The organism is Pseudonocardia autotrophica (assembly GCF_003945385.1).
Classification (GTDB): Bacteria; Actinomycetota; Actinomycetes; order Mycobacteriales; family Pseudonocardiaceae; genus Pseudonocardia; species Pseudonocardia autotrophica.
In genome coordinates, this window is record NZ_AP018920.1 from 5,768,447 (window position 1) to 5,794,649 (window position 26,203).

The window sequence follows — 26,203 nt, forward strand, 5'->3', positions numbered from 1 at the left end:
CGACCCTTGTCACACCCCTATGCGCGGCAAACTACGCGATCCGCACGGGAAACCTAGCACTGGATCGGTTCATCACTGCCCGCCCGGCCAGGGGACGCACCCCCTCTCCGCCACGTCACCGGGATACGATGCCCCGTATGCAGGACGGCGTCGTCCGCGTTGAGCTCGTCGGCACGCTCACCGTGACCGGCGACATCACCGAACCGTTGCCCGGCGGCCGGGCCCGGAGTCTGCTCGGCATGCTCGCCGTCCGGCACGGCCGGTTCGTCCCGGCTGCGACCCTCGCCGACCGGCTGTGGCCGGCCGAGCCCCCGAGCCTGCCGTTGCGCAACCTCGCCGCCCTGGTGAGCCGGCTGCGACGCTCGATCGGCCGGGACCGGGTCGAGGGCGGTCCCCGGGCGTACCGGCTGGTGCTGGATCCGTGGACCACCGTCGATCTGTCCGAGGCCGTCGCACTGGTCGGGATGGCCGAGAACGAGCTGGCCCAGGGCCGGCCGGGGCTGGCGCTGCGCAACTCCGGGCGAGGCGTCGCCCTGCTCGACGCGGGGATCGCGCTGGCCGACGAACCGGACGGACTCTGGGTCGACGGCGCCCGCAGCGAGGTGGCCACCCTGCTCGCCCGTGCGCGGCGCTGCCGGTGGGCAGCCGCACTCACGGTGGGCGACCACGAGACCGCGCTGGCCGAGAGCACCCGGGCACTGGCCGTGGACCCGCTCGACGAGGACGCTGCGCGCGCGACGATGCGGGCCCACGAGGCCCGCAGCGCACCGGCCGACGCGCTCGCCGCCTACGAACGGCTCCGGCGGGAGCTGACCACCCGCCTGGGCGTCGACCCGTCCACCGAGTCCGAACAGCTCTACCTGCGGATCCTGCGCGGCACCACCGGCCCCGCCCCGGCCGCCCGGACCTCGTCCACCGCGGCCCCGGTCGGGCGGGAACGTGAGCACGCCGTGCTGGAGCAGATGTGGGACGACGCCGTCCGCGGGCGCGGGCGGCTCGCCGTCCTGCGCGGCGAGCCGGGCATCGGCAAGAGCACGCTCGCGACCGAGATCGGGCACCGGGCGGAGCGCTCCGGCGGCGTCACGGTGCACGTCCGGTGCGCCGAGGCCGAACGATCGCTCTATCTGCAACCCTTCGCCGAGGTCGTCCGGGACCTGCTCGTGCACGGTGACCCGGACGACGCGGGCAGGCTCCCGCCGTCGGACCGTGCCGCGCTGGCGACGCTGGTTCCCGAGCTGGACCGGGGGCGTGCCACCGCCGACGTCTCGGAGCTGCGGCACCGCCGCACCGTCGACGCACTCGCCGGCCTGCTGCACCGGGTCGCCGAGGAACACCCGCTGATGATCGGCATCGACGACATCGAGAACGCCGGTCAGAGCACGATCGAGGTCCTCCACTACCTCGCGGGCCGGCTGGCGGACAGCGCGACCCTGATCGTCGTCACCGAGAACGACACCGAGGACCACCGCGCCACCAGCACGATCGAGGACGTCGCCCGGATCGTCGACGTCGGTCCGCTCAGCCGGGAGGCCGTCCAGACGCTGCTGACCCGGGCCGGCTCCCGGCACGATCCGGAGCACTTCTTCACCTGGACCGGCGGCTCCCCGCTACTGATCAGTGAGCTGCTGCGGCACCCGCCGCCGGACGGCGAACGGCTCGACGCCGCCCCGGTCCCGGCGACGCTGCACGACGCGCTGGTACACCGGCTGGAGTCGACCACCGAGGACGTGCGGGACCTGCTCGCGCAGGCGTCGGTTCTGGGCCGCTCGTTCTCCGTCGACGACGTCGCCGCGCTGACCGGCATCCCGATCGAGGTGTGCGCCCAACGCTGCGAGCGCGCGCAGCGGGCCGGCCTGGTGGGCGCCTCGCAGGACGGCGGCGAGTTCCGGTTCGCCAGCGAGATCCTGCGCCGGACCGTCTACGCCGAGTCCCCGCGCCCGGTCCGGGTGAGCCGGCACCGCCGCGCCGCCGCGCTCCACCCGGACCGCCCCGAGGCCGCCGCCGGTCATCTGACCGCCGCCGGGGACCATCTCGGCGCGGCGCGGGCCTGGCTGCACGCCGCAGACGTCGCACATCTGGTCTTCGCGCACGTGGAGAGCGAGCGGATGCTCACCCACGCCGTCGAGCAGGCCGAGCTGGGCGCCGATCCGGTGCTGGCCGCGCAGGCCCGGCTGCGGCGCGGTGCGGTGCGGTGCGACCTGGCCCGGCACGACGACGCGCGGCACGACCACGAGCACGCGCTGGCCGTCGCCCGTGAGCTCGCTGACGAGCAACTGGAGGCGCGGGCAGTCGAGGCACTGGGCTGGACGGCGCTGCACGCCCGGGATGCGCTGACCGCGGTCGATCTCGCCGAACAGGCCGGGCACCTCGCCGAGTCCGCCGCGGCGGCACCCGGCGCCCAGCGCAGCTCGATCCTGCTGCTGGGCCGGGTCCGGCACTGGGACGGGGACTACCGGGGCGCCGAGCGCGCCTACGACGACGTCCTCGCCCTCGGTACCGGTGACGCCCTGTCCGCCACCGCGACCGCGTACCGCGGGGCGCTGCTGCAACACCTGGACCGGTTCGACGAGGCCCGCTCCACCCTGGAACGGGCCGTCGAGCTGTCCACCAGCACCGGCGAGTTCCGCACGCTGCTGCAGAGCCTGTTCTTCTGTGCGTTGTCCCGCGGCGACATGGGTGACTTCGCGGGCGCGCTGCGGGCGCTGCGGCGGGCCCGCCGGCTGATCGACGAGGCCGGGGTCGACTACTACCGCGCCGGGATCGAGACGACCACGTCGTGGCTGTTCCAGGAGCTCGGTCAGATCGACCGCGCCAGGGAGCACGCCGAGCAGGCGGTGGACCTGGCCCGCCGGGGCGGCGGTGCCCTGGAGCTGGAGCAGGAGCTGCACGCGCTGCTCGCGCTGGCCGACTGCGACCTGCTCGACGGCCGCGAGGACGACGCCGGCCGGCGGGTCGACGAGGCCGCGCCGCTGCTGAGCCTGCCGCTGCCCTACCGGCCGCGCGCCGAGATGCGGCTGTTGCAGATGCAGGCCCGCTGGGACCTCGATCCCGCGGAGCGGCTGCTCGACCACGCCCGCCGGTTCCGCTCGGCGAAGTACGAGGCGCTCGCGCTGGCCCGGCTCGGACGGCCGGCGGAAGCCTTCGCCGCGGCCGGGCGCACCGGGTCCGACCTGATCGTGGCGCTGGTCGGGCCGGATGCCGTGCGCACCCAGGCGCTGGACCGCATCCGGGCCGGCCTGCCGCCCGATCTGCGCTCGGACTTCGCCAGCCGGGGCAAGCTGATCAGGCCGGCTCCGGTCCCGCGGTGAGCGGGATGCTCATCGCGACGTGGGTGAAGCCCGCGTAGTCCTCCAGCCCCTCGGTGGTCCAGCCGAGCCGCTCGAAGAAGGCCCGGTTCGGCGGCTGCACGTGCGCGACCATCCGCGTCCCGCCGCGCTCGCCAGCGGTCGCCACCGCGAACCGGACCAGCGGACCACCCGCCCCGACCACCCGGCGTCCGGGCAACACGGCGAGCCGGTCCCCGCGCCAGCAGCCCGCCCCCACCGGGTAGAGGCGCACGGTCCCGACCGGCTCGCCGCCCGCGATGGCGAGCACGTGCAGGGTGTCCGGATCCGCGTCGTGCCGGTCGAGATCGTCGCCGGTGAAGATCTCCTGCTCGACGACGAACACGGCGTGCCGGATCCGGTGGTGCTCGGCGAGCTCGGCGCCGGTGACGATCCGGACCTCGACCGCCTGCCGGGTGCCGACCGGCCGGGCGGCGGTCACGCCGGGTCCGGTGGGCGCGGTCCGATCTGCAGCAGCGGTGGCGTGCGCTGCACGGCGTCGATCGCGGAGCAGGCCTGGCACCGGGCGCAGCCGGCGACCGCGTCGTCGGCACTCATCCCGCGCAGGCTCATGTGCGCGGCGACCCGGCGGTAGATCCGCGAGCTGTACTCCGACGACGGCGGCCGCTGGTCGGCCATCAGGCTGCCCGCCACCGGGCGCAGCGGCACCACGAACGGATAGACACCGATGTCGATCGCCCGCCGGCACCCCTCGACCGTCACCTCCGGGTCCTCCCCCATCCCGAGGATGACGTAGGTGGAGACCCGGCCCCGCCCCCACAGCTCGACGGCGCGTTCCCAGGTCCGGAAGTAGGTCTCGATCCCGGTGCGGAACTTGCCCGGCGCCACCCGGGCGAGCACCTGCGGATCGAAGCTCTCGACATGGATGCCGACCGCGTCCGCGCCGCCGATCCGGTGCACCTCGTCGAGGATGCCGAGATCCCGCGGCGGCTCGAACTGGATCTCCACCGGCAGCCCGCTGGCGTCCTTCACGGCCCGGCCGCAACGCGCCACGTACCGGGCGCCGCGGTCCGGCGCGGTCGAGCTGCCGGTCGTCAGCGTCACGTCCACGACGCCGTCGAGGTCGCGCGCGGCGACCGACACCTCGGCGAGCTGCTCGGGCGTCTTGCGGGCGATCGTCGCGCCGGAGTCGAGCGACACCCCGATCCCGCAGAACGTGCACTGGTCGGCGGTGTTCCAGTAGTTGCAGGCCTGCACGACCGTGCTGGCCAGCGAGTCCAGGTGCAGCAGCGCGATCTTCTCGTAGGGCACGCCGTCGGCGGTGCTCAGATCGTAGAACCGCGGGCGCCGCGATCTCGACACCCCGGCGAGCCGCCGGCCGTCCCGGTAGATCCCGTTGCCGCCACCGTCCTCGGGCACCAGCACGTAGGGCGTCGGCGCGTCCGGGTCGGTGACGGTCGGGACGGTCACCGGACGGCCCTCCAGCCAGAGCATCCCGGAGTCGCTGGGGCCGGCACCGCCGGTGCGACGCTCGACGGGCGCCTCGACCCGCACCCCGTGACTCTGCAATGCCGAGATCAGCTCGCCCAGATCGGGCGGCGCCGGGCCGTCACCCGGCGTCCGGCCGGTGTGCGTATCGGGTACTGCCGTCATCTGCCCTCCATCGGGTCGGTGCCGTCGCTGCCCACCGGACCGGGATGCCCACCGATCAGGTCCCGGAGCCGCTCCTGCTCGGTCAGCCATCGGTCGACGTCATGACACGGGGTGCCGTCGTCGGCCGCACCGGCGAACCGTCCGGTCCGCAGATCGACCGTCGCCTCGGCGACCCGGTAGGGCGGGTCACCGAGGTACGGGTCGGCGGTGGCGACCACGGCCCGGCCACTCGCCAGGTGCACCTCGACGACCCGGGTCGGCTCGCGCACCAGCACGGCCCACTCCAGCCCGGTCTCCCGGGCCGACTCGATCGCCTCGCGGCGGTCGCGGCCGGCGCGCTCGGCGACCAGTTCATCGGCACGCACCGCGCACGCCGCGGCCAGCACGTCCGGCGGGGCGGAACCGGTGCGCTCGGCGGCCAGCAGCTCGTCGAGGCTGTGCGCCTGCTCGCGCAACGTCGTCAGCACGGCGCCGACGGCGTCGGTCAGCTGCCGGTACCGCTCGCCGTCGGCGAGAGCCATCGGCCAGAGCCGGTCGGCCGCCGCCTGCCAGCGGCGTCGCGCCTCGGTGACGCCGTCGGTTCCCGGATCCGCCACGGCCCGTCTCGTTCCCGAGCGATTCCCCACACTCACGAACGTACACTATAGTAGATGTTCGTAGCGGATCGAAGGTGCCGGTGCGCACGTCGAGGATCGGGAGGGTGCAGATGCCCAAGACGGCAGTCGTCGCGCTGGGCGGGAACGCCATCACGCGCAACGGCGAGGCGGGGACCCATGCCGAGCAGGCGGCCAACGCCCGCCGGATGGCCCGGGCGGTCTGCACGTTGCGCGACGCCGGCTGGAACGTCGTGCTGGTGCACGGGAACGGCCCGCAGGTCGGCAACCTGGCGATCCAGCAGGAGGACGCGGCCGGCCGGGTCCCGGCCCAGCCGCTGTTCGTGACGAACGCGATGACCCAGGGCCAGCTCGGCAGCCTGCTCGAACTGGCACTGCTCGCGGAGGGCCGGGGACGGCTGGCCGGGGTGGTCTCGATGGTGACCCACGTGATCGTCGAACCGGACGATCCGGCGTTCGAGAACCCCACCAAACCGGTCGGACCGTTCTTCACCGAACAGGAGGCCGCCGAGCTCGCCGAGGCCCGCGGCTGGGCGATCGTGCGCGACGGTGCGCGCGGACACCGGCGGGTCGTCCCCTCCCCGCGACCGATCGGGATCGTCGAGGCCGATGCGATCCGGGCACTGATCGATCAACACATGATCGTCGTCGCCGGCGGGGGCGGTGGCATCCCGGTGATCGCGGGCGACCGGGGTCTGGAGGGCATCGACGCGGTCGTCGACAAGGACTACACCGCCCAGCGGATCGCCGTCTCGGTCAACGCCGACGCACTGGTACTGGTCACCGACACCGAGAAGGTGCAGCTGGACTTCGGCACCGACCACCAGCGCCCGATCACCGAGATGAGCGTGGAGGAGGCCCTCAAGCATCTCGACGACGGCCAGTTCCCGGAGGGCTCGATGGGACCGAAGGTGCGGGCCGCGGTGCGGTTCCTGCGTGAGGGCGGCGGCACGGCGGTGATCACCACGGCGGAGCGGGCCGGCCCGTCCCTGGACACCGGCGAGGACCGGGCCGACGACGCCGTCGGCACCCGGATCGTCGGGAGCCGGACGTGACCGCGCGGGTGACGGTGCTGGCCGACACCTACCTGGACTCCGTGGTGCAGCTGACCGGGACCCGGGCGATGCGGGCCGTCGAGGGCGTCGAGTGGGCGAGCGCGGCGATGGCGACCGCGGCCAACCTGGCCACCCTGGCCGAGCTCGGCTTCGCGCCGGCGAGCTGGGACGGCGCCGGGCCGGGCGACCTGGTACTCGCCGTCCGGGCGCGCGACGAGCAGACCGCCGGTGCCGCCGAGGACGCCGGCCGGGCCGCGCTGTTCCCCGCGGGCGCCGACGATCCCGGCCACACCCACGACGACTCCCCGCGGACGCTGGCCGGAGCGCTGGACCGGCAGCCGGGGAGCACCGTCGCGGTGATCTCCGTCGGCGGCGACTACGCCGCGCTGGAGACCACCAAGGCCCTGACCGCCGGATTGCACGTGCTGCTGTTCAGCGACAACGTGTCGGTCGCCGAGGAGATCGAGCTGAAGGCCATGGCCACCGAGCTGGGGCTGCTGGTGATGGGCCCCGGTGCCGGGACCGCGATGCTCGACCGGACCTGCCTCGGTTTCGCCAACGTGGTGGGCCGGGCCGAGGAGCGGACCGGCTCGGTCGCCGTCGTCGCGGCGGCGGGCACCGGGGCGCAGGAGGCGGCGAGCCTGCTCGACCGCGCCGGCGTCGGCGTCCGGCACGTCATCGGGCTCGGCGGGCGGGATCTCTCCGCCGCGGTGGGCGGGCCGATGGGCCGGCTCGCCGTGCGCTCGCTCGCCGCCGACCCGGATGTCCAGGCGATCCTGCTGGTCTCCAAACCGCCGGATCCCGAGGTCGCCGCCGCGGTGCTCGCCGAGGCCGGGGACACCCCGCTGGTCGCCACCCTGATCGGGCTCGACGAGGCCGCCGGAGCACACGATCCGCCCGGGACCATCCGCTCCTCGACCCTGGAGGGCGGGGTCGCCGCCACCCTGCGACTGCTGGGCCACGAGGTCCCGGACACCACGACCGGGCTGCGCGCCCGGGTCGAGGAGGCCGTGCGCGACCTGCCGGCCGACCGGCGCCTGGTCCGCGGGCTGTTCTCCGGCGGGACGCTCTGTTACGAGTCGCTGGTCCTGCTCGAGGCCGAGCTCGGCCCGGTGCACTCCAACACCCCCCTCGACGCGGCCCGGGGCCTGCCAGCGCCGTCCGGTGCGCACGTCTGCCTCGACCTCGGCGAGGAGGAGTTCACCCGCGGCCGCCCGCACCCGATGATCGACCCGGAGGCCCGGGTCGAGCACCTGCGGGAGACCGGCCGGGAGGACGACGTCGCGGTGATCCTGCTCGACGTCGTGCTCGGGCACGGCGCGCATCCGGACCCGGCGGCCGAGCTGGGTCCGGTCTGCGCGGACATCCTGCATGCCGGCGGGCCGGCGATCGTCGTCTACGTACTGGGCACCGAGCAGGATCCGCAGGGCTTCGAACGCCAGCGGGCCGCCTTCGCCGGAATCGGCTGCGTGGTGGCCGAGACCGCCGCCCGGGCCTCGCTCGCCGCGGCGGCGATCGCCGCCCGGACCCCGGGGATCGTGGAGCGGGCGCTGTGACCGGCCTGGCGCTGGTCACCCACTCGACGTCCCCGCGCGGCGGGATGGTGCACACCCTCGCCCTGGCCGAGGCGTTGCAGGCCGCCGGGACCCCGGTCCACCTCGTCACCCAGGGCGATCCGGCCGCCGGGCTGCACCGGCACACGACGGTGCCCTTCACCGTGCTGCCGGCCCCGGACCGCTCCGGCACGCTCACCGACCGGGTGTACGCCTCGATCGACGCGCTCACCGCGGCGTTGCACGACCTGAGCGGCGCGTTCGACGTGCTGCACGCCCAGGACTGCATCGCCGCCCGGGCCGCCGCGCGGGTACGCGACGCGGGTGCCCGGGTGTCGGTGGTCCGCACCGTGCACCACGTCGACGACTTCACCACTCCCGCGCTGGTGGCCTGCCAGCAGGCGGCGATCGTCGAGCCCGACCGGGTGCTCGTGGTCAGCCGCCAGTGGGAGCGGATCCTGCGCGACGAGTACGGGGTACCGGCGACCGTGGTCCCCAACGGTGTCGACGCCGGCCGGTTCGGGCCGGTCGCGGACGGGTACCGGGAGCAGCTGCGCCGGTCGATCGGCGCCGGGGACCGCTTCGTCCTGCTCGGGGTCGGCGGGATCGAGCCGCGCAAGGGGACCCGGCACGCGTTCGAGGCGCTGTCCCGGCTGTACCGCTCCGGCACGCGGCCGGTGCTGGCGATCGTCGGCGGCCACTCGTTCCAGGACTACGCCGCCTACCGCGAGGAGGCGCTGGCCGCGCTGCCGGGGCTAGGGCTCGAGCTCGGGCGCGACGTCGTGCTGCTCGGCACCGTCGACGACCGGACGCTGTCCGGCTGGTACCGCAGTGCCGACGCGCTGCTGTTCCCGTCGGTCAAGGAGGGCTGGGGGCTGGCGGTGCTCGAGGCGATGGCCGCCGACCTGCCGGTGATCGCCTCGGACCTGCCGGTCTTCCGGGAGTACCTGGTCGACGGGCGGAACGCGCTGCTCCCCGCCGTCGGGGACGCGTCCGCGATCGCGGACGCGGTCGCGGCCGTCGTCGCCGACCCGGAACTGCGGGAGCGGCTCCGCGACGGCGGGCGGCGCACCGTGCCCGGCTACACCTGGCAGCGCAGTGCCGCTGCGCACCGGGCCGTCTACGACCGGCTCCGTGCCGGGGAGCCGGTGTCCTGACCGGTGCCCGGCCGACGTGGCCGGGCACCGGAGCCGGGCCCCGGCGACGGGGCAGATCGGCACCCGGGCCCGGTACCCCACCCCGGCCGACGACGACGGCGGCCCCCGCGAGCCGGAACACTCGCGGGGGCCGCCGTCCGGGGCCGGGGTGGGCACCGGGCACATCGGGACCGGTCAGACCGTCCACGTCTGCATGATCAGGGCGCCCTCGCGGCGGGCCGTCAGCTGGGCGTCCAGGACGTCCAGCGGGTTGATCGGCTTCACGCCCTCCATCATGTCGATCTCGCGCATGCCGTACAGCGCGGCGGCCGAGAAGCGACAGGCATAGATCTTCCCGCCCTCGTCCATGAACGTCTGCAGCTGCTTGTTGTAGCCGAGGGCACCCGGGAACGCCTCGTCCCCGACCTTCGGGTAGCCGCGCGATGCCGACACCATCAGCGACGCGGGCCCGAACATCACGATGCTGGTGTCGAAGCCCTTCCGCCCGATCCTGGTCGCGGTCAGCATGTTCACCAGACCGACCGAGCCCTCGAACGGCACGGTGTGCATGAAGATGTAGGCCTTCTCGCCCTCGCCGGCCTGGATGTCCTCGAAGACCTTGTCCTCGTAGTCGACGATCGCATCCCCGGGCCGTACCCGCTCGCCCACGATCTGTGCCACGGTGCTCTCCTTCTCATCGATGCCCCGGCGGGCGGTCGCCCGCCGGGATCGTCGTCAGACCGCAGGCCCGGACGGCCGTGGCGGCGTCGCCCACGGCCGGCGGTGACTCCCGGGCATCGCCCGCAGGATGCGGTGCCGCAACGGCCACGGCAGCGCGCGGTAGACCGGCGCGAACACCCGCAGCCAGAACAGCTCGACCGGTCCGTGCGGCGGTCGCGGCGCGCGGGTTCCGGGACGGGTACGGGCCAGCTGCTCGTGCGCGCCCATCAGCAGGTAGTGCTGGGAGTTCTCGCGCAACCACCGGGAGAAGCCCATCGTCACAGCTTCCCGGCCCTGCGGAGCTCGTCGAGGCCGTTGTTGGCGGCCATCGCGATCGGCTCGTTGAGCGCGCCGATCGCCGGCGAGTAGACGTTCTCCATGGTGCCCAGGTCGTGCAGGGTCAATCCGAACCGGACCGCGGTCGCGAGGAAGTCCGCGCGCTCCTTGATCCCTTCCTGCCCGACCATCTGGGCCCCGATCAGGCGCAGCGATCCCGGTTCGGCGAGCAGTTTGACCTTCACCGGTTTCACACCCGGGTAGTACCGGGCCCGGGATATCCCCTGGGCCTGGCCGAGCACGTACGGGATACCGAGCGCGGTCGCCGTCGTCTCACCGAAGGACGCACCGCCGATCACCCACTTGCCGGCCGGGGTGCCCCACGGCACGTACACGGCGCGGTAGGTCCGCGATCCACCGCCGGCGTTGGTGCCGCCCGCCTTGCCCTGGGCGTACGCGTGGCTGCCGGTCAGCCCCTGCAGGGGGACCCTGGTCAGCCCGTGCGGGATCTCGGTGCAGTCGCCCACCGCGAACACACCGGGCGCCGAGGTGGCCATCCGCTCGTCGACGACGATGCCGCCGGTCGAGCCGATCTCCAGGCCGGCGGCCGCGGCGAGCCCGGCGTTGGGCACCTTGTGCGTCGCGACGACCACCAGGTCGCACGGGATCTCGCCGTCGGAGGTGTCGACGGCCGACACCCGGCCCTGCCCGATGAACCGCTTGAGCGTGGTGTTGAAGTGCGCGTGCACCCCGAGCTCGCGCCAGGACTCCTCGACCGGCGCCATGATGTCCGGGTCCGCCATCTCGGCGAGCGGCCACGGGTGCGGGTCGATCAGGTGGGTCTCGATCCCCCGGTGCGCCAGCGATGTGGTCATCTCGACACCGAGCGGTGTCGCGTGCACGACGACGGCGCGCTCGACCGAGTCGAGGACCTTGTCCCACTCCATCGCCGCCCGGATGTTCTTCACGTAGTACAGGCCCTCGAGATCGCCACCCGGGACCCCGGGATCGGCATAGTCGAAGCCGGTCGCCAGCACGAGCGTGTCGTAGGAGACGGCTCCCCGGCCCTCCACGGTCACGGTGCGGGCCTTCGGGTCGATCGCGCTGACCCGGCTCTGATAGTGGACGTCGATCCCGGCCTCGACGTACGCCTCCTTGGTCGCCAGGAAGAGCTTCTCGAAGGCGTCGATCTCCTTGCCGTGCACGTACGGGATCCCGCAGGGGCTGTACGCGACGTCCTCGAACTCGGTGTAGACGACGACCTCGGCGTCGGGCCGTGCGGCCTTCACCCCACCCGCAGCACCGAGGCCCCCGGCGCCACCTCCCACGATCACCGTCTTGTGCGGCACGAGGACCCCTTCGTCGCTGACTACGATGGACCGGCCCGGCCGCCGGAGCGAGCACGGGCCGACCGGAACTACACAACCATCCACAATGATGGATATACGTCTACGATACTAATCGACAGTGCCCTGTCAAGGAGCCCACATGACGCGACCAGCTACCGCGGCGGACGCCCCCGACGACCGGAACGCCCCGGCCGGGGCGGAGGCCGAGCGGGAGGCGATCGTGCGCTCCATCGGGCCCAAGGTCCGGCGGCTGCGGCACCAGGCCGGACTGTCGCTGCAGCAGCTCGCCCGGCTGGCCGAGGTGTCGTCGGCGGCCATCCACAAGGTCGAGAAGGGCGACATGGTCCCGACGGTGACGACGCTGCTGAAGCTGGCCGCCGCGCTGCACCGGCCGATCGGCTACTTCGTCGACGCCGACGGCGAGCCGACAGCCGTGGCGCACGTGGTGCGGGCCGACCGGCGGCCCGAGGTGGGCCCCCCGCTTCCCGGTGCGGTCCGGCACGGGATCACCGGCCCGACCGGCCGGTTCACGCTGCACGGCACCGTGACCGAGGTGTCGCCCGGCGGCACGCTGGAGATCCCCCCGCGGTCCGGGGAGGACCTGGTGACGGTGCTCGAGGGCTCCGTCGAGTTCGAGGTCGTCCCGGAGCGGCACCTGCTCGACGAGGGCGACGCGGTGCACTTCCCGGCCGATCACGAGGTCCGCTGCCACAACCCCGCCGGCTCGCCGGCGCGGCTGCTCTGGGTGTCCACCGGCAGCTGAGCGATCCCGAGCCGGAGACCGGCGAGCAGGCAACGCCCGGAGCTCGCCCCGATCCGGGCCAGCCGGCGCCGGGCGGGCTCCGGGTCCGTGCCCGCGGCCACGGCGGCCATCCAGTCGTGCACCGACCGCAGCCCCTGCCCGCGTGCCGCCCAGCGCAGGAACGCCGCGGCGTGCACGGTCGTCCGCACCTCGGTGGCGACCGCGGTCAGCCACGCCTCGGCGGCCGGACCGCGCAGCGCGCGAGCCGCCAGCAACAGCCCGGCCAGCACGTCGTCTCCGGCCGGGGTCAGGCCGGGGCCGCGCCCGCCGAGCAACCCGGCCGCGGCGCCCAGGTCACCGGCCCGGACCGCCGCGACGATCTCGGCCGCCGGCACCGGCACCTCCGGTGGGAACTGCACGTCCCGGCGCAGCGGCGGTGACGCTGCCGGCGGCAGCTGCCCGGCCCGGGCTGCGAGCAGCGCCGACGACTCGGGCAGGACACCGATCCGGTCGGGCACGTCGCACCGCACCGCCCAGCGCCGCGCCGTCACCCGGATGCCGTCGATCCGGACCGGCTCCCCCGGCCGGGCCGGCGGCAACGCCGTGCTCCCGGCGGCCAGGTGCAGCGGGCCGGCCTCGACGCCCGGCCCGACCAGCGCCATCAGCTCGTCGTCGAAACGCAGATAGATCGCCCGGCGGTGCACCGAGAGCACCGTTCCGCACCGCGTCCCGCTCCACCGGACCAGCTCCCGTACGGCGGCACCCCGCCCCACCGGGCCCGCCCCCGGCACGCACGGATCCCGGCCCGCCGGGGTCATCCGCGCTCGGCCGCCAGCGCGAGCACGGCGTCCACGAAGCAGGACAGCGGTGCCGTCGCCACACCGGCCCCGATCTGCCCGACCCCCGCATGCGCGTGCAGGATCCCGGTCGTCACCTTCGGGGTCACCCCGGTCTCGACCACCAGCCGCGCGTCCACCCCGATCGGGGTGCCCGCGAAGCCCATCGCGGGCAGGATGAACCGGCTGCTGGTCCCGGCGCAGATCCGCCGGAACGCCTCGGTCGCCGCGGCCGCGTCCGCCATCCGGCCGCCGAGGAACGCGGCCACCGACGGCGAGTTGCCGGCCGCCGGGCCACCCAGCCCGGTCAGCTCCAGGACGGCGCTGTCACCGATGTCCGGCGCCGCGTCCTCGGGTCCGTAGCCGGAGTAGTACAGCGCCTCGCCGACCGGGGGTGCGGCGGCCGACTGCCGGCTGCTCGCCCCCGCCGTCCGGACCGCGTAGTCGGTCCCGTTGCGCGACATCGACGTCACGATCGTCGAACCGGGCACCTCGTCGGCCCACATCTGCAGCGACTTGGCCGCCGCCATCGCCAGGGTGAGACAGAACAGGTGGTTGCCGGCCAGGTAACCGGCGAACGGCTCGCGGAGCCCGTCCGGCAGCGCGGCGATGTGCGCGAGCCAGGTGCGGGTCAGCAGGTTGGTGGTCGCCTGGACGCGCATGTGCACGTCGTCGCCCATCGCGACGCCCTGCGCGGCGAGCGCGAGGACGTCCAGCGGGCCGGCCTCGTGCAGCACCGCCGCCACCGCCGGGCCGCCGACGTCGCGCAGCAACCGCAGCCGCTCGATCGCCGCGTCGGTGTCCCGGCCGAACCAGGGGGTCTCCCCCGGGCCCTGGTTCAGCGGGGCGAACGCGCGCCAGGTCCGGCCGTCGCCGTCACCGCGGTGCTCGACGACCAGGACCGGCGTGCCCGGCCCGATCGCGCTCGCCATCGGGACGACGGTGTCGTGGTCGTTCGCCGGGGACAGCGCGATCGCACCGGTGGCCAGCAGCTCGTCCGCCCCGGCGACGTCGGACGCCCATCCCTCGGCCACGACGGCGGCCCGCATGGACCGGCGCAGCGGATCGCAGACCCGGTCCCAGGTGATCGCCGGCCCGCAGTGCAGCAGCATCCGACCGGTCAGGCCGGGCACCACCGCACCGGCCGGTGACACCGTGCGCAGCTGCGGCACCCCGGTGTCCAGCCGGCGCACCACCTCGGCGTTGGCCCGCTCGATCGACGGGTCCGCGTACAGCACACGGAGCGCCCGCACGACGTCGAGCCGCCCGTCGGCCGGTGGCCGCCAGTCCACGCCGACGACGGGCACGCCCTGCTCCCGCACGGCGTCGGTGAACATCGGCAGCCCGATGTTCACCACCTCGATCCGCTCGGGCAGCTCGACGGTCGGGTTCGTGGTCACGGGTTCTCCTCCCGGGATGCGGTGGCCCGGGCGGTGGCGAGCACGCCCCGCTCGGTGCGGTCGAACACGGCCAGCCGGTCGGTGGCGGTCGTCGTCAGCTGTGCGCTGCGCGACGAGAGGTCGCCGGCCATCCGGCACACCTCGTCCGGGGCCGCGCCGCCGGGGGCCGACCGGGACTGCACGATCCGCCACGGATCCAGCACCGCGGACAGGTCGGTGCCTGCCATGCCGAGCGTCCGGCCCAGCTGCTCGCGGGCCGCGGCGTCCACCCGCTCCCCGGTGATCCCGATTCCGGGGACCCCGTCGCGGGAGGCGTCGCGGACCGCCCGTCCGACGATCAGGTAGGCCGACCGGTAGTCGATGTCGCAGCTCTGAACGAGGTGCTCGGCCAGGTCGGTCGCCTGGCTGTACCCGCGGTTGAGCTCCTCGGTCATCCGCTCCGGATGCACCTGCAGGGTGCGGACGACACCGGTGGCGAGCCGGGTGATCCGCAGCGCCAGGTCGAGCGCTCGGGGTACCTCGCCGTAGGCGTAGATGAGGTTGTCGCTGCGGGCGGACGGGCTCTTCACCACGGCGAGGAACCCGCTGATCCGGCCGATCAGGACACCGCAGGCGCCCCGGATGATCGCCAGCGAGTACGGGTTGCGCTTCTGCGGCATGAGCACGCTGGCCCGGGTGAACCCGTCGGCGAGATCGACGAAGTCGAACTCGGCCGAGGACCAGATCTCCAGGTCCTCGGCCAGCTTGCTGAGCGTGGACACCAGGCTCGCCGCCGTCGCCAGGACGTGGATGAAGCCGTCGACCTGCCACATCGCGTCCCGGGTGTGCTCGATGACGCCGGCGAAGCCCAGCAGGTCGGCGACGACGGTGCGATCGTCGAGCAGCCGAGTCCCGTTCACACAACCGGCGCCGCCCGGGCTGCAGTCGATCTCGTCGAGCTCGTCGAGCAACCGGCGCGCGTCCCGCAGCGCGGGATAGGCGAACGAGAGCAGGTAGTGCCCGAACGTCGACGGCTGGGCCTGCTGCAGGTAGGTCTGGTCGGGCATCAGGGTGTGCGCGTGCTCCCGCGAGCGGTCGGCGACCACCGAGGCGAACCGGCCCGCCTCGGCTGCCAGCTCGGCGATCTGCCGCCGGACGTGTATCCGCAGCGCGATACGGACCGCCTCCCGGCGCGGGCGTCCGGCGTGCAGCCAGCCGGCGACGTCACCGACCCGGGAGACGAAGTAGGCCTCGCGGGAGTTGTAGGGCTCGCCGAACGCGGCGTCGTAGGGGAACTCCTCGGCCGGGGTCCGCTCGGCCTCCAGGATCAGGTCGAGCAGGGTGGCCGCGGCGGCGGCCGGGACCAGGTCGCGGTGGCGCAGGTCGAGCACGTGCGCCAGATCGGCGAGATTGAGCCCGTGATGCAGGAACGGGGCGTCGGCGTTCTCCAGGTGGAAGCCGGACTCCACCAGTTCCGGAGCCGCCCCGCCACGGGGTGCGGGACCGCCTCCGGGCGGTAGTTCGGTCATGATCGTTCCCCTCGGTTCTCGGCGGCCGGCAGATGGGCCAGCACGGATGCGACGCCGCCGGTGTGCCAGTACAGGACGGGCCCCTCGATTCCGGCGCGCAGCCGGCGCACGGCCTCGGCGAACGCCTTCGCCCCGTAGGTGTCGTCGAGCAGCAGGCCCTCGGTCCGGAGCCCGAGCCCGGCCGCTGCCCGCTCGGTGTCCGAGGCGATCCCGAAACCGGCGCCGCGGGCGTCGACCACCTCCCAGCGCTCAGGGCCGGGTGCCGGTCGCCCGGTACCGGCCGCACACTCCGCCGCCAGCCGGCGCACCACGGCATCGGCCTCCGCCGGGGGCCGGCTGACCGACACCCCGAGCAGCCGGGCACCCAGACCGGTCGCGGCCAGGCCGGCCAGCAGACCGGCCGCGCTGCCCCCGGAGCCGAGCGCGATCACGATCAGCCCGGGGGCAGGCAGCAGACCGGCTCCGACCTGGTCGGCGAGTTCGGCGGCGGCCCGGGCGAACCCGCGGGCCCCGAGCGCGGTGGAACCGCCCCGCGGGATCGCGACCGGCCGTCGTCCCTCGACGGTCCGGCGGGCGGCCAGCTCGGCGACGGCGTCGTCGATCCGGTCCCGGCGCGGGCTGTCCAGCAGATGCACCCGGGCGCCTGCCGCCCGGGCCAGCCGCAGGTTCGTGCCGTCGCGTCCGGTGCCGGGCACGGTGACGATCTCGCAGTCCAGACCACAGACCCGCGCGGCCAGCGCCGCGGCCGGCACGAAGTTGGAGTCCGCTCCGCCGCCGGTCACCAGCAGGTCCCGCGAGCGGTCCAGCGCGTCACCGAGCAGGTACTCCAGCGGACGCGCCTTGTTCCCGGCGAGCGCGAAGCCGGTCAGGTCGTCCCGCTTGATCCAGACCGGGGCGCACCCGAGTGCGGCGCGCAGGCGGTCGGCCGGCAGCACCGGGGTGGGCAGTGCCGCGAGCTGCGGGCGGGTGCTCACGGCTGCCTCACGACTCCCACCCGGCCCGCTGCAGCACGATGTCGACCATGGCCGTCGCGGCCCGGGTCGCCGGCCGCGCCGACCACTCGCGCACCTCCTCGGCGGTCGCCACCCCACGGGCCGCCACCGCGGTCGCGAGATCCACCGCGGCCTCTTCGCCGGGCGTGGTGGGGGCGAGCACCTCGTGCAGCAACTCCTGGGCGGCGTGCTTGCCCAGCCGGAGCGAGAGCATGCCCAGGATCCGTTCGGAGGCGAGCCGGTCGCCGTGCCGGGCGAGGTTGTCGCGCATCGCCTCCGGATACACCTCCAGGCCGTCGACCAGCTCGCGGGCCAGCCCGAGCGCGGTACCGGTGAGCAGGCAGACCTCGGGCAGCGCCGCCCACTCCGCCTTCCAGCCGCGCCCGTCCCGCTCGTGCAGCGCGACCGTGCCCTCCAGCAGCACCCCCGACGCCGCCCTGGCCAGCCGGGCGAGGGTGTCGAGGTGCTCCCCCAGCTCCGGGTTCCGCTTGTGCGGCATGGTGATACTGCCGACGGCCTCCGGACGGGTCGGTTCGGCGAGCTCACCGATCTCGGGCCGCTGCAAAGCGACGACCTCACCGCCGATCCGGGCCGTCGTCGCGCAGACCGCGGCCAGCACCCAGCCGAACTCGGCCACTCGGTCCCGGCTGGTCAGCCAGGAGATCCCCGGATCGCCCAGGCCGAGCTCGGCGCAGAAGGCCGCGCGCAGCGCCAGCGGATCGCCCCCGGCCACGTCGTGGAACGCCAGTGCCCCGACCGCGCCGGCCAGCTGGCCGACCGCCCACCGGTCCCGGCCCTCGCGCAGCCGGTCGAGATGGCGGCCCAGCTCGTCGGCCCAGGAGGCCGCCTTGAGCCCGAAGGTGATCGGTGCGCCGGGCTGCGCGTGGGTACGTCCCGCCATCGGGGTGTTCCGGTACTCGTGGGCGAGCCTCAACGTGGTGTCCCGCACGGCCGTCACGTCCCGCACGGCCAGATCGCCGACGTCGCGCATGAGCAGGCCGAACCAGGTGTCGGTGAGGTCCTGGACAGTGGCGCCGACGTACACGTCCTCCCGGGCCTCGGGCGGCAGCACGGCGCGCAGGCCGCGGATCAGGCCGAGCGTCGAGTGCGACGTCCGCCGGGTCTGCTCGGTGATCAGGTCCCAGTCCAGCAGTTCCACCCGGGCCCGCTCGGCGATCACCTCGGCGGAGCGGACCGGCACGATGCCCGCGCGGGCCTGCACCCGGGCGAGGACCACGAGCACGTCGAGCCAGGCCTGCCAGCGGGCCCGCTCGCCGAGCAGCCGGTCCAGTTCCGGGGTGGACCAGAGGTGGGCGTAGACCGGGGACTCGGTCAGGCGGGCGACCATTGCGGCTCCTCCCGCCCGGCGAGTGTCAGCAGTGCGTCCCGCACGGTCTCCAGCGACGACCCCCACGGCACCGACACCCACGGCAGACCGTCGGTGGTGCCGCTGCGCATCTCCTCCTGCTGCAGGCAGCACTTGGTCAGCAGCGGGCCGGTCGGGGGTTGCACCAGCGGGCAGATGTCGACGCCCGGGGCGTCGTCGCCGTAGAACCACTTGTGGATCTGCCGGGTCCGCTCGCAGCCGAGCAGCGTCCAGTCCGCGCGCTCCGGACGTTCATCCAGATAGGACAACCGCACGCCGGGGATCTCGGCGCCGCCACCCCGGCAGGGCAGCAGGTAGTGGCCTGCGGGATGCCGGGCGGCCAGCTCCGGCAGCTCGACGATCTCGGGATCGAGCCGCACCGGGCGCAGCGTCTCGGTCACCGCGACCACCCGGTTCGCCTGGTCCAGCAGCTTCGGCGGGTACGGCGGGACGACCTCGCGCACCGTCACCACCATCGGCTCGGGATCGAGCACGAAGTTGACGTGGGCGTAGCGGCCCAGCACGACGACCGCCCGCGCGCCGGGGGCACCCTCGGTCGCGGCCGCGACCAGCGCGGACGGGATCGCCGTGTCGCAGTCGGGGGCCGTCACCAGCGCGCACTCGTCCGGCCCGGCCAGCACCGTCACCCCGGTGATCGGGGCGAACAGCGACTCGGGATCGTCGCGGGTGACCGCGACCAGGGCGACCGGTCCGGGCCCGAGGCCGGTCCGGCCGTGATGGACCACCACGAACCGGGTCTTCCAGTACGCCTCCCGGCCGAGGAGCAGCGACTGCAGGGCAGCCCCGTCGGTCAGCGGCACGTCGACCCGGGCCACCGCGACACCCCGGTACCGGCCGGGAATCGTGTTGGAGCGCCTCCGCTGCGGGACGGTCACGAGTCCCGTCCGGCGAGCGTCGGCCGCGCCGTGGCGTGCGCGGTGTCCGAGCGCAGCCCCAGCCGGAGGGTCTCGACCCCCAGCAGCTCGCCCGGGGCGATGTTCCCGAGATTGACCTCCGGCCCGAAGCGCCGCACGAACCAGGCCTGCTGGGCGGCGCGGGGGGCCTCGAACACGACGTCGCCGGCACCCACCGCGGCGACCAGTGCCTCGACGACCTCCGGCCGCACGGCGCCCGCGGCGTCATAGATTCCGACGGTGCCGCTCTGCCGCCCCTCGGCCACGACGAGGTCCGCGCCGGCGTCGAGATCACCCAGCGCCTCGTCCCGCCACGCGGACGGGACCGCCGCCTCCGCCGGATCCTTGGTCCCGACCTCGGCGAGCACCGTGAAGCGGGTCGCGGCGTGGCGGATCAGCGCACGCTTGGCCGCGAGCGGCATGGCGACGGTGCCACGGGAGACCTCGACGTGGCTGAAGCCCGCCTCGGCCGCCCAGTCCAGGCACCGGTGGTCCGCGCCCTGGGCCCAGGCGATCTCGAGCAGGGTCCCGCCGAGGCAGGTCGCGACCTGCGCGCCGTGCAGCAGGGCGAGCTTCTCCCGCAGCGTCGGGTCGAGATAGGCGGTGCCCCAGCCGGCCTTCCAGATGTCGGCGGACCGGCCCGCCGAACGCAGCAGGTCGGCGAGCGCGGCGACGCCGGTCCCGGCGTCGAGCACGTGCGTGATCCCGACCCGCCGGGGCTTCGGGGGGCGCCGGGGGAGCTCGAGGAAGTCGGCTGCGGACACCCGCTCATCCTAGCCCGGATAGTGCACAAGCATCTACTATTGTAGATATGACTCGCATCCCGGCATCTGCCCCCGCGCCGCCCGGGCCCGACGTCGCCGAGCTGGCACGCGTGGTCCGCGACCACCCCGGATGGACGGCGAAGGCGGCGATCGGCCTGGTGTCCGACGTCGTCGGCCCCACCGACTGGGAAGCCGGTCCCGGCGACGACGGCGCCGTGGTCCGCACCGCCGGTGGCCGGGTCGTGGCCTGCGGGGAGGCGGTGTGGCCACCGTTCGTGCAACGCGACCCGCGGGCCGCCGGTTTCGCCGCGGTCCTGACCAACGTCAACGACGTGGCCGCGATGGGCGCCCGGCCGCTGGGGATCGTCGACACGGTGGTCGCCCCCGCCGGCGTCGCCCGGGCCGTCCTGGAGGGGCTCCGCGAGGGCTGTGCGCTGTTCGGCATCCCGCTGCTCGGCGGCCACCTCACCCCGCACGACGGGACACCGGCGGTGTCCGCGTTCGCGCTCGGGGAGCTCGACGACCGGGCGCTGTCGGTGACCCGCTGCGCGCCCGGCCAGAGCCTGGTGGTCGCCGCCGCACTGGACGGCCGGATGCGCCCGGACTTCCCGTTCTTCCCTGCTTTCGAGAACCGGCGCGACCGGTGCGCCGGCGACGTCGCCGTCCTGGCCCGGCTCGCCGCCTCGGGCGCGGCGGCGGCCGCGAAGGACATCAGCATGGCCGGGCTGGTCGGCTCGCTGGCGATGCTGCTGGAGTGGGGGCCGTTCGGCGTCGAGCTCGACCTGGACGCGGTACCCCGGCCCGCCGGGGTCGGCCCGGCCGAGTGGCTGACCTGCTTCCCCAGCTTCGGGTTCCTGCTGACGACCCCGGCCGGCCGGGAACCGGAGGTGCTCGCCGCCTTCCACGAGCGCGATCTCGCCGCGGCGGTCGTCGGACGGCTCGACGACGGCGGGGTGCTGTCCCTGCGGCGCGGCGCGGACCGCGCGGTCGTCGCCGATCTTCGGACCGATCGGGTCACCGGACTGGTGCGGGCGTGACCGCGCCGGAGCCCGCTCGCGCCCGGCGTCACCAGCCCACGGCGTCGACGGCGCGTGCCGGGATCGGCCCCGCAGGGCGCAACGCGACGTCGGTGGCCAGCGCGAAGAGCCGCTCCGCCCACTCCGGGTCCCGCCAGGTGTGCTGCTCGGCGAAGTCGGACCACCGGCTCGGCGGCACCACCGCGGCCGCGCTCCAGTCGAGCTCGTGCCAGGTCACCGCCAGCTCCATCAGATCGAGCAGCTCACCGGGGTCGGTCTCGACCCGGCACAGCCGATCGTGGTGCTCGGCCCACCCGCCGTCCCGGTATCGGCACCCGATCGCGCGTACGACCGGCGGATCCGCACGCACCACCCGGATCGGGAGCACCGACGGGGACGGAACCGGCTGCACTGACATTCCGACGCACCTCCAACGCCTGGATCATGTGACCCGGACCACCATGTCCGACGCTGTTGCAGCACCGTTGCGCAGCCACCGAGGGAGCAGCTCGTGGAACGACAGGTGACGGCGGTCCGTGAGGCCGGTCTGCGGTGCCGGGTGCGGGCGGGTGAGCACGAGTTCGTCGTCGACGAACCGGCCTCGGTCGGCGGCACCGACCAGGGGCCGCAGCCGACCGACATGCTGCTCGGCGCCGTCGCCTCCTGCTTCACGATCGCGCTGTCCTACTGCGCGGCCCGGCGGGGCCTGGCCCCGGACCCGGTGCGGGTCGAGGTGACCGGCACCTACGACGGCCCGCGGTTCCGCTCGATCACGGTCTCCGCGGTCGTCGGCGGAGTGTCCCCCGACGAGCTGGCACGACTGACCGCCGAGGCCGAGCGGGTCTGCTACGTGACCAACACGCTGCGCGGCGGCCCGGAGATCGAGGTACGCACGTCGGTCGCCGATGGCGGCACGGGCCGGTGAGGGCGCTCAGCGGCCGGGCGGCCGGAGCCGGACGAACGCGCGACCGGGGGCGTAGGGCAGCGCGTCCAGCTGCGCGGGTCCGAGCCCGGCCGAGTGCTCGCGCATCACCCGGCTCACCGCAGCGAGCACCGGCTCGGTGACCCGGTGCCGGTCGTCGTCACCCACCTCGATCCGCACCTGCTGCCCACGCACCCGGCACCGCACCGTCCGCATCCCGGTCAGCTCACGCAGGAGCTGCTCGCCCGCCTCCACCGCGCGCAGCAGATCGGGCGTGACCCGGGTGCCGCTGTAGAGCCGGCTGGCCAGGCACGGTGCCGCGGGCAGGTCGTGCCACGCCCGGCCACGGGCGGCGGCCAGCTCCCGGATCGCGGCCTTGCCGGCGCCCGCCTCGACGAACGGGTGCCGCACCCGGTGCTCGGCGGCGGCGCGCAACCCGGGCCGGTACTCGCCCAGGTCGTCGAGGTTGGCGCCGCTGAGCAGCACCGCGTCCGCGACGTCGGACGCCGCGGCGACCCGGTCCAGCTCGTCGTAGAGGTGGGTCTTGCAGTGGAAGCACCGGTCGGTCGGGTTGGCCAGGTAGCGCTCGTCGCCGAACTCGCCGGAGCGGACCAGCCGCAGGCGCCAGCCGAGCCGGTGCGCGGTCGTCACCACCCGGCGGGTGGCCTCGTCCGGCACCGCCGGGGTGACCGCGTGCACCACGAGTGTCGACGCCGGGTCCGCGGCATGTGCCAGGTCGGACAGCAGCAGGCTGTCGACACCCCCGCTGCACGCCACCACCCGGTGGCCCATCCCGGCCAGCAACCCGGTGACCGAGGCGTGCAGGTCCGGTGCGATGACCGGCTCGCCCCCCGGCCCGCACACCGCCATCACCCGCCCCCGCATCGTCGCGCAGCTCACGAGCCGACGACGATACTCGCGCCAGGACCACCCGAGGAGGGTGCGCACGATGGATCCGGAGCCAGCCGCACGGCTCGACCACGACCGGCTGCGACGCACCGGCGACCCCGAGGTGATCTTCGGCCAGGGCAAGACACCCGACCAGGTCGTCGAGCTGATGACCGAGCTGCACGCCACCCACCCGGAGCGGGCGGTGCTGGCCACCCGGCTCGACGACGCGATGTTCGACGCGCTCGCCGCGGCGCTGCCCGCGGCGGCACTGCACCGGGACGCGCGGGCGGCGACGCTGGGGCCGTTCCCCCCGTCGAACGGCTCGGTGCTGGTGGTGACCGGAGGGACCGCCGACATCCCGGTCGCCCGGGAGGCCGCGTTGAGCGTGCTCGTGCACGGTGCGCACGCACGGGTCATCGCCGACGTCGGGGTGGCCGGCGTGCACCGGGTGCTGGCGATCCGCGACGACCTCGGCCGGGCGGACTGCGTCGTCGTGGTCGCCGGCATGGAGGGGGCCCTCACCAGCGTCGTCGGTGGACTCACCGGGGTCCCGGTACTCGCCGTCCCGACTTCGACCGGCTACGGCGCGGCATTCGGTGGCCTGGCCGCCCTGCTCGGGATGCTCACCTCCTGCGCCCCCGGGACGGCGGTGGTCAACATCGACAACGGCTACGGGGCCGGAGTACTCGCCGCCCGGATCGCCCGCCGCACGGCGGGACCGCGATGATCGGCTGGATCGACGCGACCGCGGGCGCCTCCGGCGACATGCTGCTCGGCGCGCTGCTCGGCGCGGGAGTACCACTGGACGTCCTGCAGGACGCGGTGGACGCACTGGCCCCCGGCGAGGTCCGGCTGGCGGCCGAGGAGGTCACCCGGGGCGGGTTGGCCGCCGTGCACTGCCGGGTGGCGGTGGCTGCCGCCCCGCACACCCACCGCAGATGGCGGGAGATCTCCGCGACGCTGGACACCGCGCCGCTCGACGACGCCGTCCGCGAGCGTGCCCGTGCGGCGTTCGCCCGGCTCGCCGCGGCCGAGGCCACGGTGCACCGCTCCCCGGTGGACGAGGTCGCGTTCCACGAGGTCGGCGCCCTCGACTCGATCGCCGACGTCGTGGGCACCTGCGCCGGGCTCACCCACCTCGGCCTGGAGCGGCTCACCGTGTCGACGATCGCCGTCGGATCCGGCCGCGTCCGCGGGGCGCACGGATCGCTGCCGGTGCCGGTGCCGGCCGTGGTCGAGCTGCTGCGCGGGGTCCCGACGACGAGCGGACCGGGCAGCACCGAGTCCTGCACCCCGACCGGTGCGGCGCTGCTGCGGACCTGGTCGCAGGGATACGGCCCGCAACCCCCGATGGTCGTGGAGGCGGTCGGCGTCGGCGCAGGCGGCCGGGACCCGTCCGGGCACGCGAACGTCCTGCGCCTGCTGGCGGGGCATCCGGTCCCGGACGGAGCCGGCACCGGCCAGGTCGTCCTGGTGGAGACGAACGTCGACGACATGGACCCGCGGTTGTGGCCGTCGGTACTCGCCGATCTGCTGTCCGCGGGCGCCCTGGACGCCTGGCTGACCCCGATTCTGATGAAGAAGGGACGGCCGGCGCACGTCCTCAGCGCGCTCGTGCCACCGGACCTGCTGACCGCCGCAGCGGCGGTGATCTTCGCGACCACCTCGGCGATCGGCTTGCGGCACACCACCTGGGAGCGGGACGTGCTGGAGCGCGAGATCCGCTCGGTGACCGTGCACGGCCATCCGGTGCGGGTCAAGATCGCCCGCCGGGACGGACGGGTGCTGAACGCCCAGCCGGAGTACGACGACGTCGAGGCCGTCGCCCGGGCGTCCGGGCGCTCACCGGCCGGGGTGCTCGCCGCGGCGCTCGCGGCGCTTCCCGCGGACTGGCGATCGCTATAGTAGGCGTGATCTACTATACGACATGACTGTCCTCACGCCGCACGACGCGCACCGGCACCTGGGCGTCCTGCCCTCCTACCCCTTCTACGGCGGGCCGCCGGTCAATCCGGACATCGCCGCCCGCGAGACGATCCGCCAGCTGCAGGACGACCTCGACGCCGAGGGCACCGAGCTCACCCTCGCCATCCCGAACTACGGGGTGCCGGACGTCTCGGCGTCGTTCGCGCTCAACCCGCTCTGCCTCGAGGCCGCCGCGGCCGACTCCCGGATCCGCGCGGGCATCTGGGCCTCCCCCCGCCCGCAGGACGCCGAGCTGACCGCCGAGGCGCTCAAGCTCGCCGGCGAGCCCGGTGTCCGGGTCATCAAGATCAGCTTCCTGCTCGGCGGGCGGGCGTCGGACCCGGAGTGCCGCCCCGCGCTGGACCGGATCTTCGCCACCGCCCGCGAGCACGATCTGACCGTGCACGTGCACACCTCGCCCGGTGGCGCCTCGGACGTGGACGAGATCGGGAACCTCGTCGACTGGTACGCCGACGACGTCCGGCTGCACATGGTGCACCTCGGCGGGGGGATGAGCGGACACATCAAGCTGATCGGCAGCCGGTTCTTCGACTGGATCTCGGCCGGGAAGAAGGTCTACACCGACACCAGCTGGGCGATCGGGTTCGCGCCGCGCTGGATGGCGGCGGAGATCGAGAAGCGCGGGATCGGCGCCGACCGCGTGCTGTTCGCCAGCGACGAGCCGTGGGGCGACCGCGCCGGTGAGCTCGCCCGGCTGAGCGCCGCGACCGGCGACGGGGAGCTGGCCCGGCTCGTGCTGCGCGGTAACGCCGAAGCGCTCTACGGCTGATCGGCGCGGACCGGGCTGCCCGCACCGCTGCGCGCCGGCTCGCGGCGGTATCGGTGCCGGGCCGCCTCGCCCCGCCGTGCGGCGGACGGGCTCCTCCGGTGCGACCATCGACCCATGAATCTGGACCTCGTCCCCAGGCTGGGCACGGTGATCGGCCTGGTCACGACACTGGTCCTGATCGGGTTGCTGCTGCGCTGGACGTTCGGCCACCAGCGGAACGTGAAACTGCCCACCGACGACCCGGACGACCCGGTGGCGACCGGCCTGCTCACCGAGGTGTCCCGGGTCCCCGGCCCGGACGCCGCCCGGGTGCTGCGCGACCGGTTGCGTGCGGCCGGCATCCGGGCGACCGTCTCCCGCGACGAGACCGGAGCCGGTTACGCGCTGCTGGTCTTCCCACGCGACGTCAAGGACGCGAAGGTCGTGCTGTCCCGCGGCTCGTTCGAGTAGCGCGCGG

Annotated in this window: 26 protein-coding genes; 11 read left to right on the plus strand and 15 right to left on the minus strand. The window is 74.5% G+C overall.

Annotation, left to right across the window (positions count from 1 at the left end):
* The first annotated feature begins 137 nt into the window (after positions 1 to 137).
* The gene (locus tag Pdca_RS26980) at positions 138 to 3,308 is read left to right on the plus strand and encodes an ATP-binding protein (RefSeq protein ID WP_232021224.1); all 3,171 of its coding nucleotides are present in this window, start codon (positions 138 to 140) and stop codon (positions 3,306 to 3,308) included.
* Here the strand turns inward: Pdca_RS26980 and Pdca_RS26985 are convergent.
* Genes Pdca_RS26985 through Pdca_RS35815 form a run of 3 tightly spaced genes read right to left on the minus strand, consistent with a single transcriptional unit; the run spans position 3,283 to position 5,533 of the window.
* Positions 3,283 to 3,765 (minus strand): MSMEG_0567/Sll0786 family nitrogen starvation N-acetyltransferase, encoded by a 483-nt coding sequence (locus tag Pdca_RS26985; protein ID WP_085910783.1) that lies wholly within the window; start codon positions 3,763 to 3,765, stop codon positions 3,283 to 3,285. The genes Pdca_RS26980 and Pdca_RS26985 overlap by 26 nt on opposite strands.
* A complete protein-coding gene (locus tag Pdca_RS26990) occupies positions 3,762 to 4,937 on the minus strand; it encodes an MSMEG_0568 family radical SAM protein (RefSeq protein ID WP_085910782.1) in 1,176 nt (391 codons plus the stop codon). Before Pdca_RS26990 ends, Pdca_RS26985 begins: the two co-directional genes overlap by 4 nt.
* Positions 4,934 to 5,533, minus strand: a complete 600-nt coding sequence (locus Pdca_RS35815; RefSeq protein ID WP_085910781.1) for a hypothetical protein — start codon at positions 5,531 to 5,533, stop codon at positions 4,934 to 4,936. Before Pdca_RS35815 ends, Pdca_RS26990 begins: the two co-directional genes overlap by 4 nt.
* A gap of 110 nt (positions 5,534 to 5,643) precedes the next feature.
* Here Pdca_RS35815 and Pdca_RS27000 point away from each other — a divergent pair, with 110 nt between their 5' ends.
* Genes Pdca_RS27000 through Pdca_RS27010 form a run of 3 tightly spaced genes read left to right on the plus strand, consistent with a single transcriptional unit; the run spans position 5,644 to position 9,316 of the window.
* Positions 5,644 to 6,606 (plus strand): carbamate kinase, encoded by a 963-nt coding sequence (locus Pdca_RS27000; protein ID WP_085910978.1) that lies wholly within the window; start codon positions 5,644 to 5,646, stop codon positions 6,604 to 6,606.
* Positions 6,603 to 8,162 (plus strand): AllF/FdrA family protein, encoded by a 1,560-nt coding sequence (locus Pdca_RS27005; RefSeq protein ID WP_232021225.1) that lies wholly within the window; start codon positions 6,603 to 6,605, stop codon positions 8,160 to 8,162. Before Pdca_RS27000 ends, Pdca_RS27005 begins: the two co-directional genes overlap by 4 nt.
* Entirely contained in the window at positions 8,159 to 9,316 is a 1,158-nt protein-coding gene (locus Pdca_RS27010) for an MSMEG_0565 family glycosyltransferase (RefSeq protein WP_085910780.1), read from the plus strand. Before Pdca_RS27005 ends, Pdca_RS27010 begins: the two co-directional genes overlap by 4 nt.
* Positions 9,317 to 9,490: 174 nt before the next feature.
* On the opposite strand, the gene Pdca_RS27015 is transcribed toward Pdca_RS27010, so the two are convergent.
* The 3 genes from Pdca_RS27015 to Pdca_RS27025 are packed head-to-tail and all read right to left on the minus strand — an operon-like array spanning position 9,491 to position 11,640.
* Positions 9,491 to 9,976, minus strand: coding sequence for an MSMEG_0572/Sll0783 family nitrogen starvation response protein (locus Pdca_RS27015; protein ID WP_085910779.1), 486 nt, complete (start codon positions 9,974 to 9,976; stop codon positions 9,491 to 9,493).
* A gap of 54 nt (positions 9,977 to 10,030) precedes the next feature.
* A complete protein-coding gene (locus tag Pdca_RS27020) occupies positions 10,031 to 10,291 on the minus strand; it encodes a hypothetical protein (RefSeq protein ID WP_085910778.1) in 261 nt (86 codons plus the stop codon).
* A 2-nt stretch (positions 10,292 to 10,293) separates the two neighbouring features.
* Positions 10,294 to 11,640, minus strand: a complete 1,347-nt coding sequence (locus tag Pdca_RS27025) for an FAD-dependent oxidoreductase (protein ID WP_085910777.1) — start codon at positions 11,638 to 11,640, stop codon at positions 10,294 to 10,296.
* A 139-nt stretch (positions 11,641 to 11,779) separates the two neighbouring features.
* On the opposite strand from Pdca_RS27025, the gene Pdca_RS27030 reads away from it, so the two are divergent.
* Positions 11,780 to 12,403 (plus strand): helix-turn-helix domain-containing protein, encoded by a 624-nt coding sequence (locus Pdca_RS27030; protein ID WP_085910776.1) that lies wholly within the window; start codon positions 11,780 to 11,782, stop codon positions 12,401 to 12,403.
* Here the strand turns inward: Pdca_RS27030 and Pdca_RS27035 are convergent.
* The 7 genes from Pdca_RS27035 to Pdca_RS27065 all read right to left on the minus strand — a co-directional run bounded on the left by Pdca_RS27035 (position 12,334) and on the right by Pdca_RS27065 (position 20,162).
* Positions 12,334 to 13,095, minus strand: coding sequence for an oxamate carbamoyltransferase subunit AllH family protein (locus Pdca_RS27035; RefSeq protein WP_158092034.1), 762 nt, complete (start codon positions 13,093 to 13,095; stop codon positions 12,334 to 12,336). The two genes, Pdca_RS27030 and Pdca_RS27035, sit on opposite strands and share 70 nt — an antisense overlap.
* 101 nt (positions 13,096 to 13,196) lie before the next feature.
* Positions 13,197 to 14,618 (minus strand): YlbE family protein, encoded by a 1,422-nt coding sequence (locus Pdca_RS27040; protein ID WP_232021226.1) that lies wholly within the window; start codon positions 14,616 to 14,618, stop codon positions 13,197 to 13,199.
* Positions 14,615 to 16,126 (minus strand): argininosuccinate lyase, encoded by a 1,512-nt coding sequence (locus Pdca_RS27045; protein WP_085910774.1) that lies wholly within the window; start codon positions 16,124 to 16,126, stop codon positions 14,615 to 14,617. The genes Pdca_RS27040 and Pdca_RS27045 overlap by 4 nt, the downstream gene beginning before the upstream one ends.
* Complete coding sequence (locus tag Pdca_RS35820; RefSeq protein ID WP_158092033.1) at positions 16,123 to 17,100, minus strand: 1-aminocyclopropane-1-carboxylate deaminase/D-cysteine desulfhydrase; 978 nt, start codon at positions 17,098 to 17,100, stop codon at positions 16,123 to 16,125. The genes Pdca_RS27045 and Pdca_RS35820 overlap by 4 nt, the downstream gene beginning before the upstream one ends.
* Positions 17,101 to 17,107: 7 nt before the next feature.
* On the minus strand, positions 17,108 to 18,466 hold the full coding sequence (locus tag Pdca_RS27055; RefSeq protein WP_085910772.1) for a class-II fumarase/aspartase family protein: 1,359 nt from the start codon (positions 18,464 to 18,466) through the stop codon (positions 17,108 to 17,110).
* Positions 18,451 to 19,380, minus strand: a complete 930-nt coding sequence (locus Pdca_RS27060) for a DUF7714 family protein (protein ID WP_085910771.1) — start codon at positions 19,378 to 19,380, stop codon at positions 18,451 to 18,453. The genes Pdca_RS27055 and Pdca_RS27060 overlap by 16 nt, the downstream gene beginning before the upstream one ends.
* Positions 19,377 to 20,162, minus strand: a complete 786-nt coding sequence (locus tag Pdca_RS27065) for a phosphosulfolactate synthase (protein ID WP_085910770.1) — start codon at positions 20,160 to 20,162, stop codon at positions 19,377 to 19,379. The genes Pdca_RS27060 and Pdca_RS27065 overlap by 4 nt, the downstream gene beginning before the upstream one ends.
* Positions 20,163 to 20,209: 47 nt before the next feature.
* On the opposite strand from Pdca_RS27065, the gene Pdca_RS27070 reads away from it, so the two are divergent.
* A complete protein-coding gene (locus Pdca_RS27070; RefSeq protein ID WP_085910769.1) occupies positions 20,210 to 21,199 on the plus strand; it encodes an AIR synthase related protein in 990 nt (329 codons plus the stop codon).
* A gap of 28 nt (positions 21,200 to 21,227) precedes the next feature.
* Here Pdca_RS27070 and Pdca_RS27075 read toward each other — a convergent pair whose 3' ends face one another.
* Positions 21,228 to 21,596: a hypothetical protein gene (locus Pdca_RS27075; protein WP_125911587.1), complete on the minus strand. Its 369-nt coding sequence runs from the start codon at positions 21,594 to 21,596 to the stop codon at positions 21,228 to 21,230.
* A 93-nt stretch (positions 21,597 to 21,689) separates the two neighbouring features.
* Here Pdca_RS27075 and Pdca_RS27080 point away from each other — a divergent pair, with 93 nt between their 5' ends.
* Entirely contained in the window at positions 21,690 to 22,103 is a 414-nt protein-coding gene (locus Pdca_RS27080; RefSeq protein WP_125911588.1) for an OsmC family protein, read from the plus strand.
* 6 nt (positions 22,104 to 22,109) lie between these two features.
* Here Pdca_RS27080 and Pdca_RS27085 read toward each other — a convergent pair whose 3' ends face one another.
* Positions 22,110 to 23,000, minus strand: a complete 891-nt coding sequence (locus Pdca_RS27085; protein ID WP_197719836.1) for an ATP-dependent sacrificial sulfur transferase LarE — start codon at positions 22,998 to 23,000, stop codon at positions 22,110 to 22,112.
* A 49-nt stretch (positions 23,001 to 23,049) separates the two neighbouring features.
* Between Pdca_RS27085 and larB the strand changes: the two genes are divergently transcribed.
* The 4 genes from larB (at position 23,050) to Pdca_RS27105 (ending at position 26,196) form a co-directional block, all read left to right on the plus strand.
* Complete coding sequence (gene larB / locus Pdca_RS27090) at positions 23,050 to 23,718, plus strand: nickel pincer cofactor biosynthesis protein LarB (protein ID WP_085910766.1); 669 nt, start codon at positions 23,050 to 23,052, stop codon at positions 23,716 to 23,718.
* Positions 23,715 to 24,896 carry a nickel pincer cofactor biosynthesis protein LarC gene (gene larC / locus Pdca_RS27095; RefSeq protein WP_085910765.1) on the plus strand — a complete coding sequence of 394 codons (1,182 nt, stop codon included), beginning with the start codon at positions 23,715 to 23,717 and terminating at the stop codon, positions 24,894 to 24,896. The genes larB and larC overlap by 4 nt, the downstream gene beginning before the upstream one ends.
* A gap of 22 nt (positions 24,897 to 24,918) precedes the next feature.
* Complete coding sequence (locus tag Pdca_RS27100; protein ID WP_085910764.1) at positions 24,919 to 25,746, plus strand: amidohydrolase family protein; 828 nt, start codon at positions 24,919 to 24,921, stop codon at positions 25,744 to 25,746.
* Between the two features lie 114 nt (positions 25,747 to 25,860).
* Entirely contained in the window at positions 25,861 to 26,196 is a 336-nt protein-coding gene (locus Pdca_RS27105; protein WP_232021227.1) for a hypothetical protein, read from the plus strand.
* Positions 26,197 to 26,203: the final 7 nt, after the last annotated feature.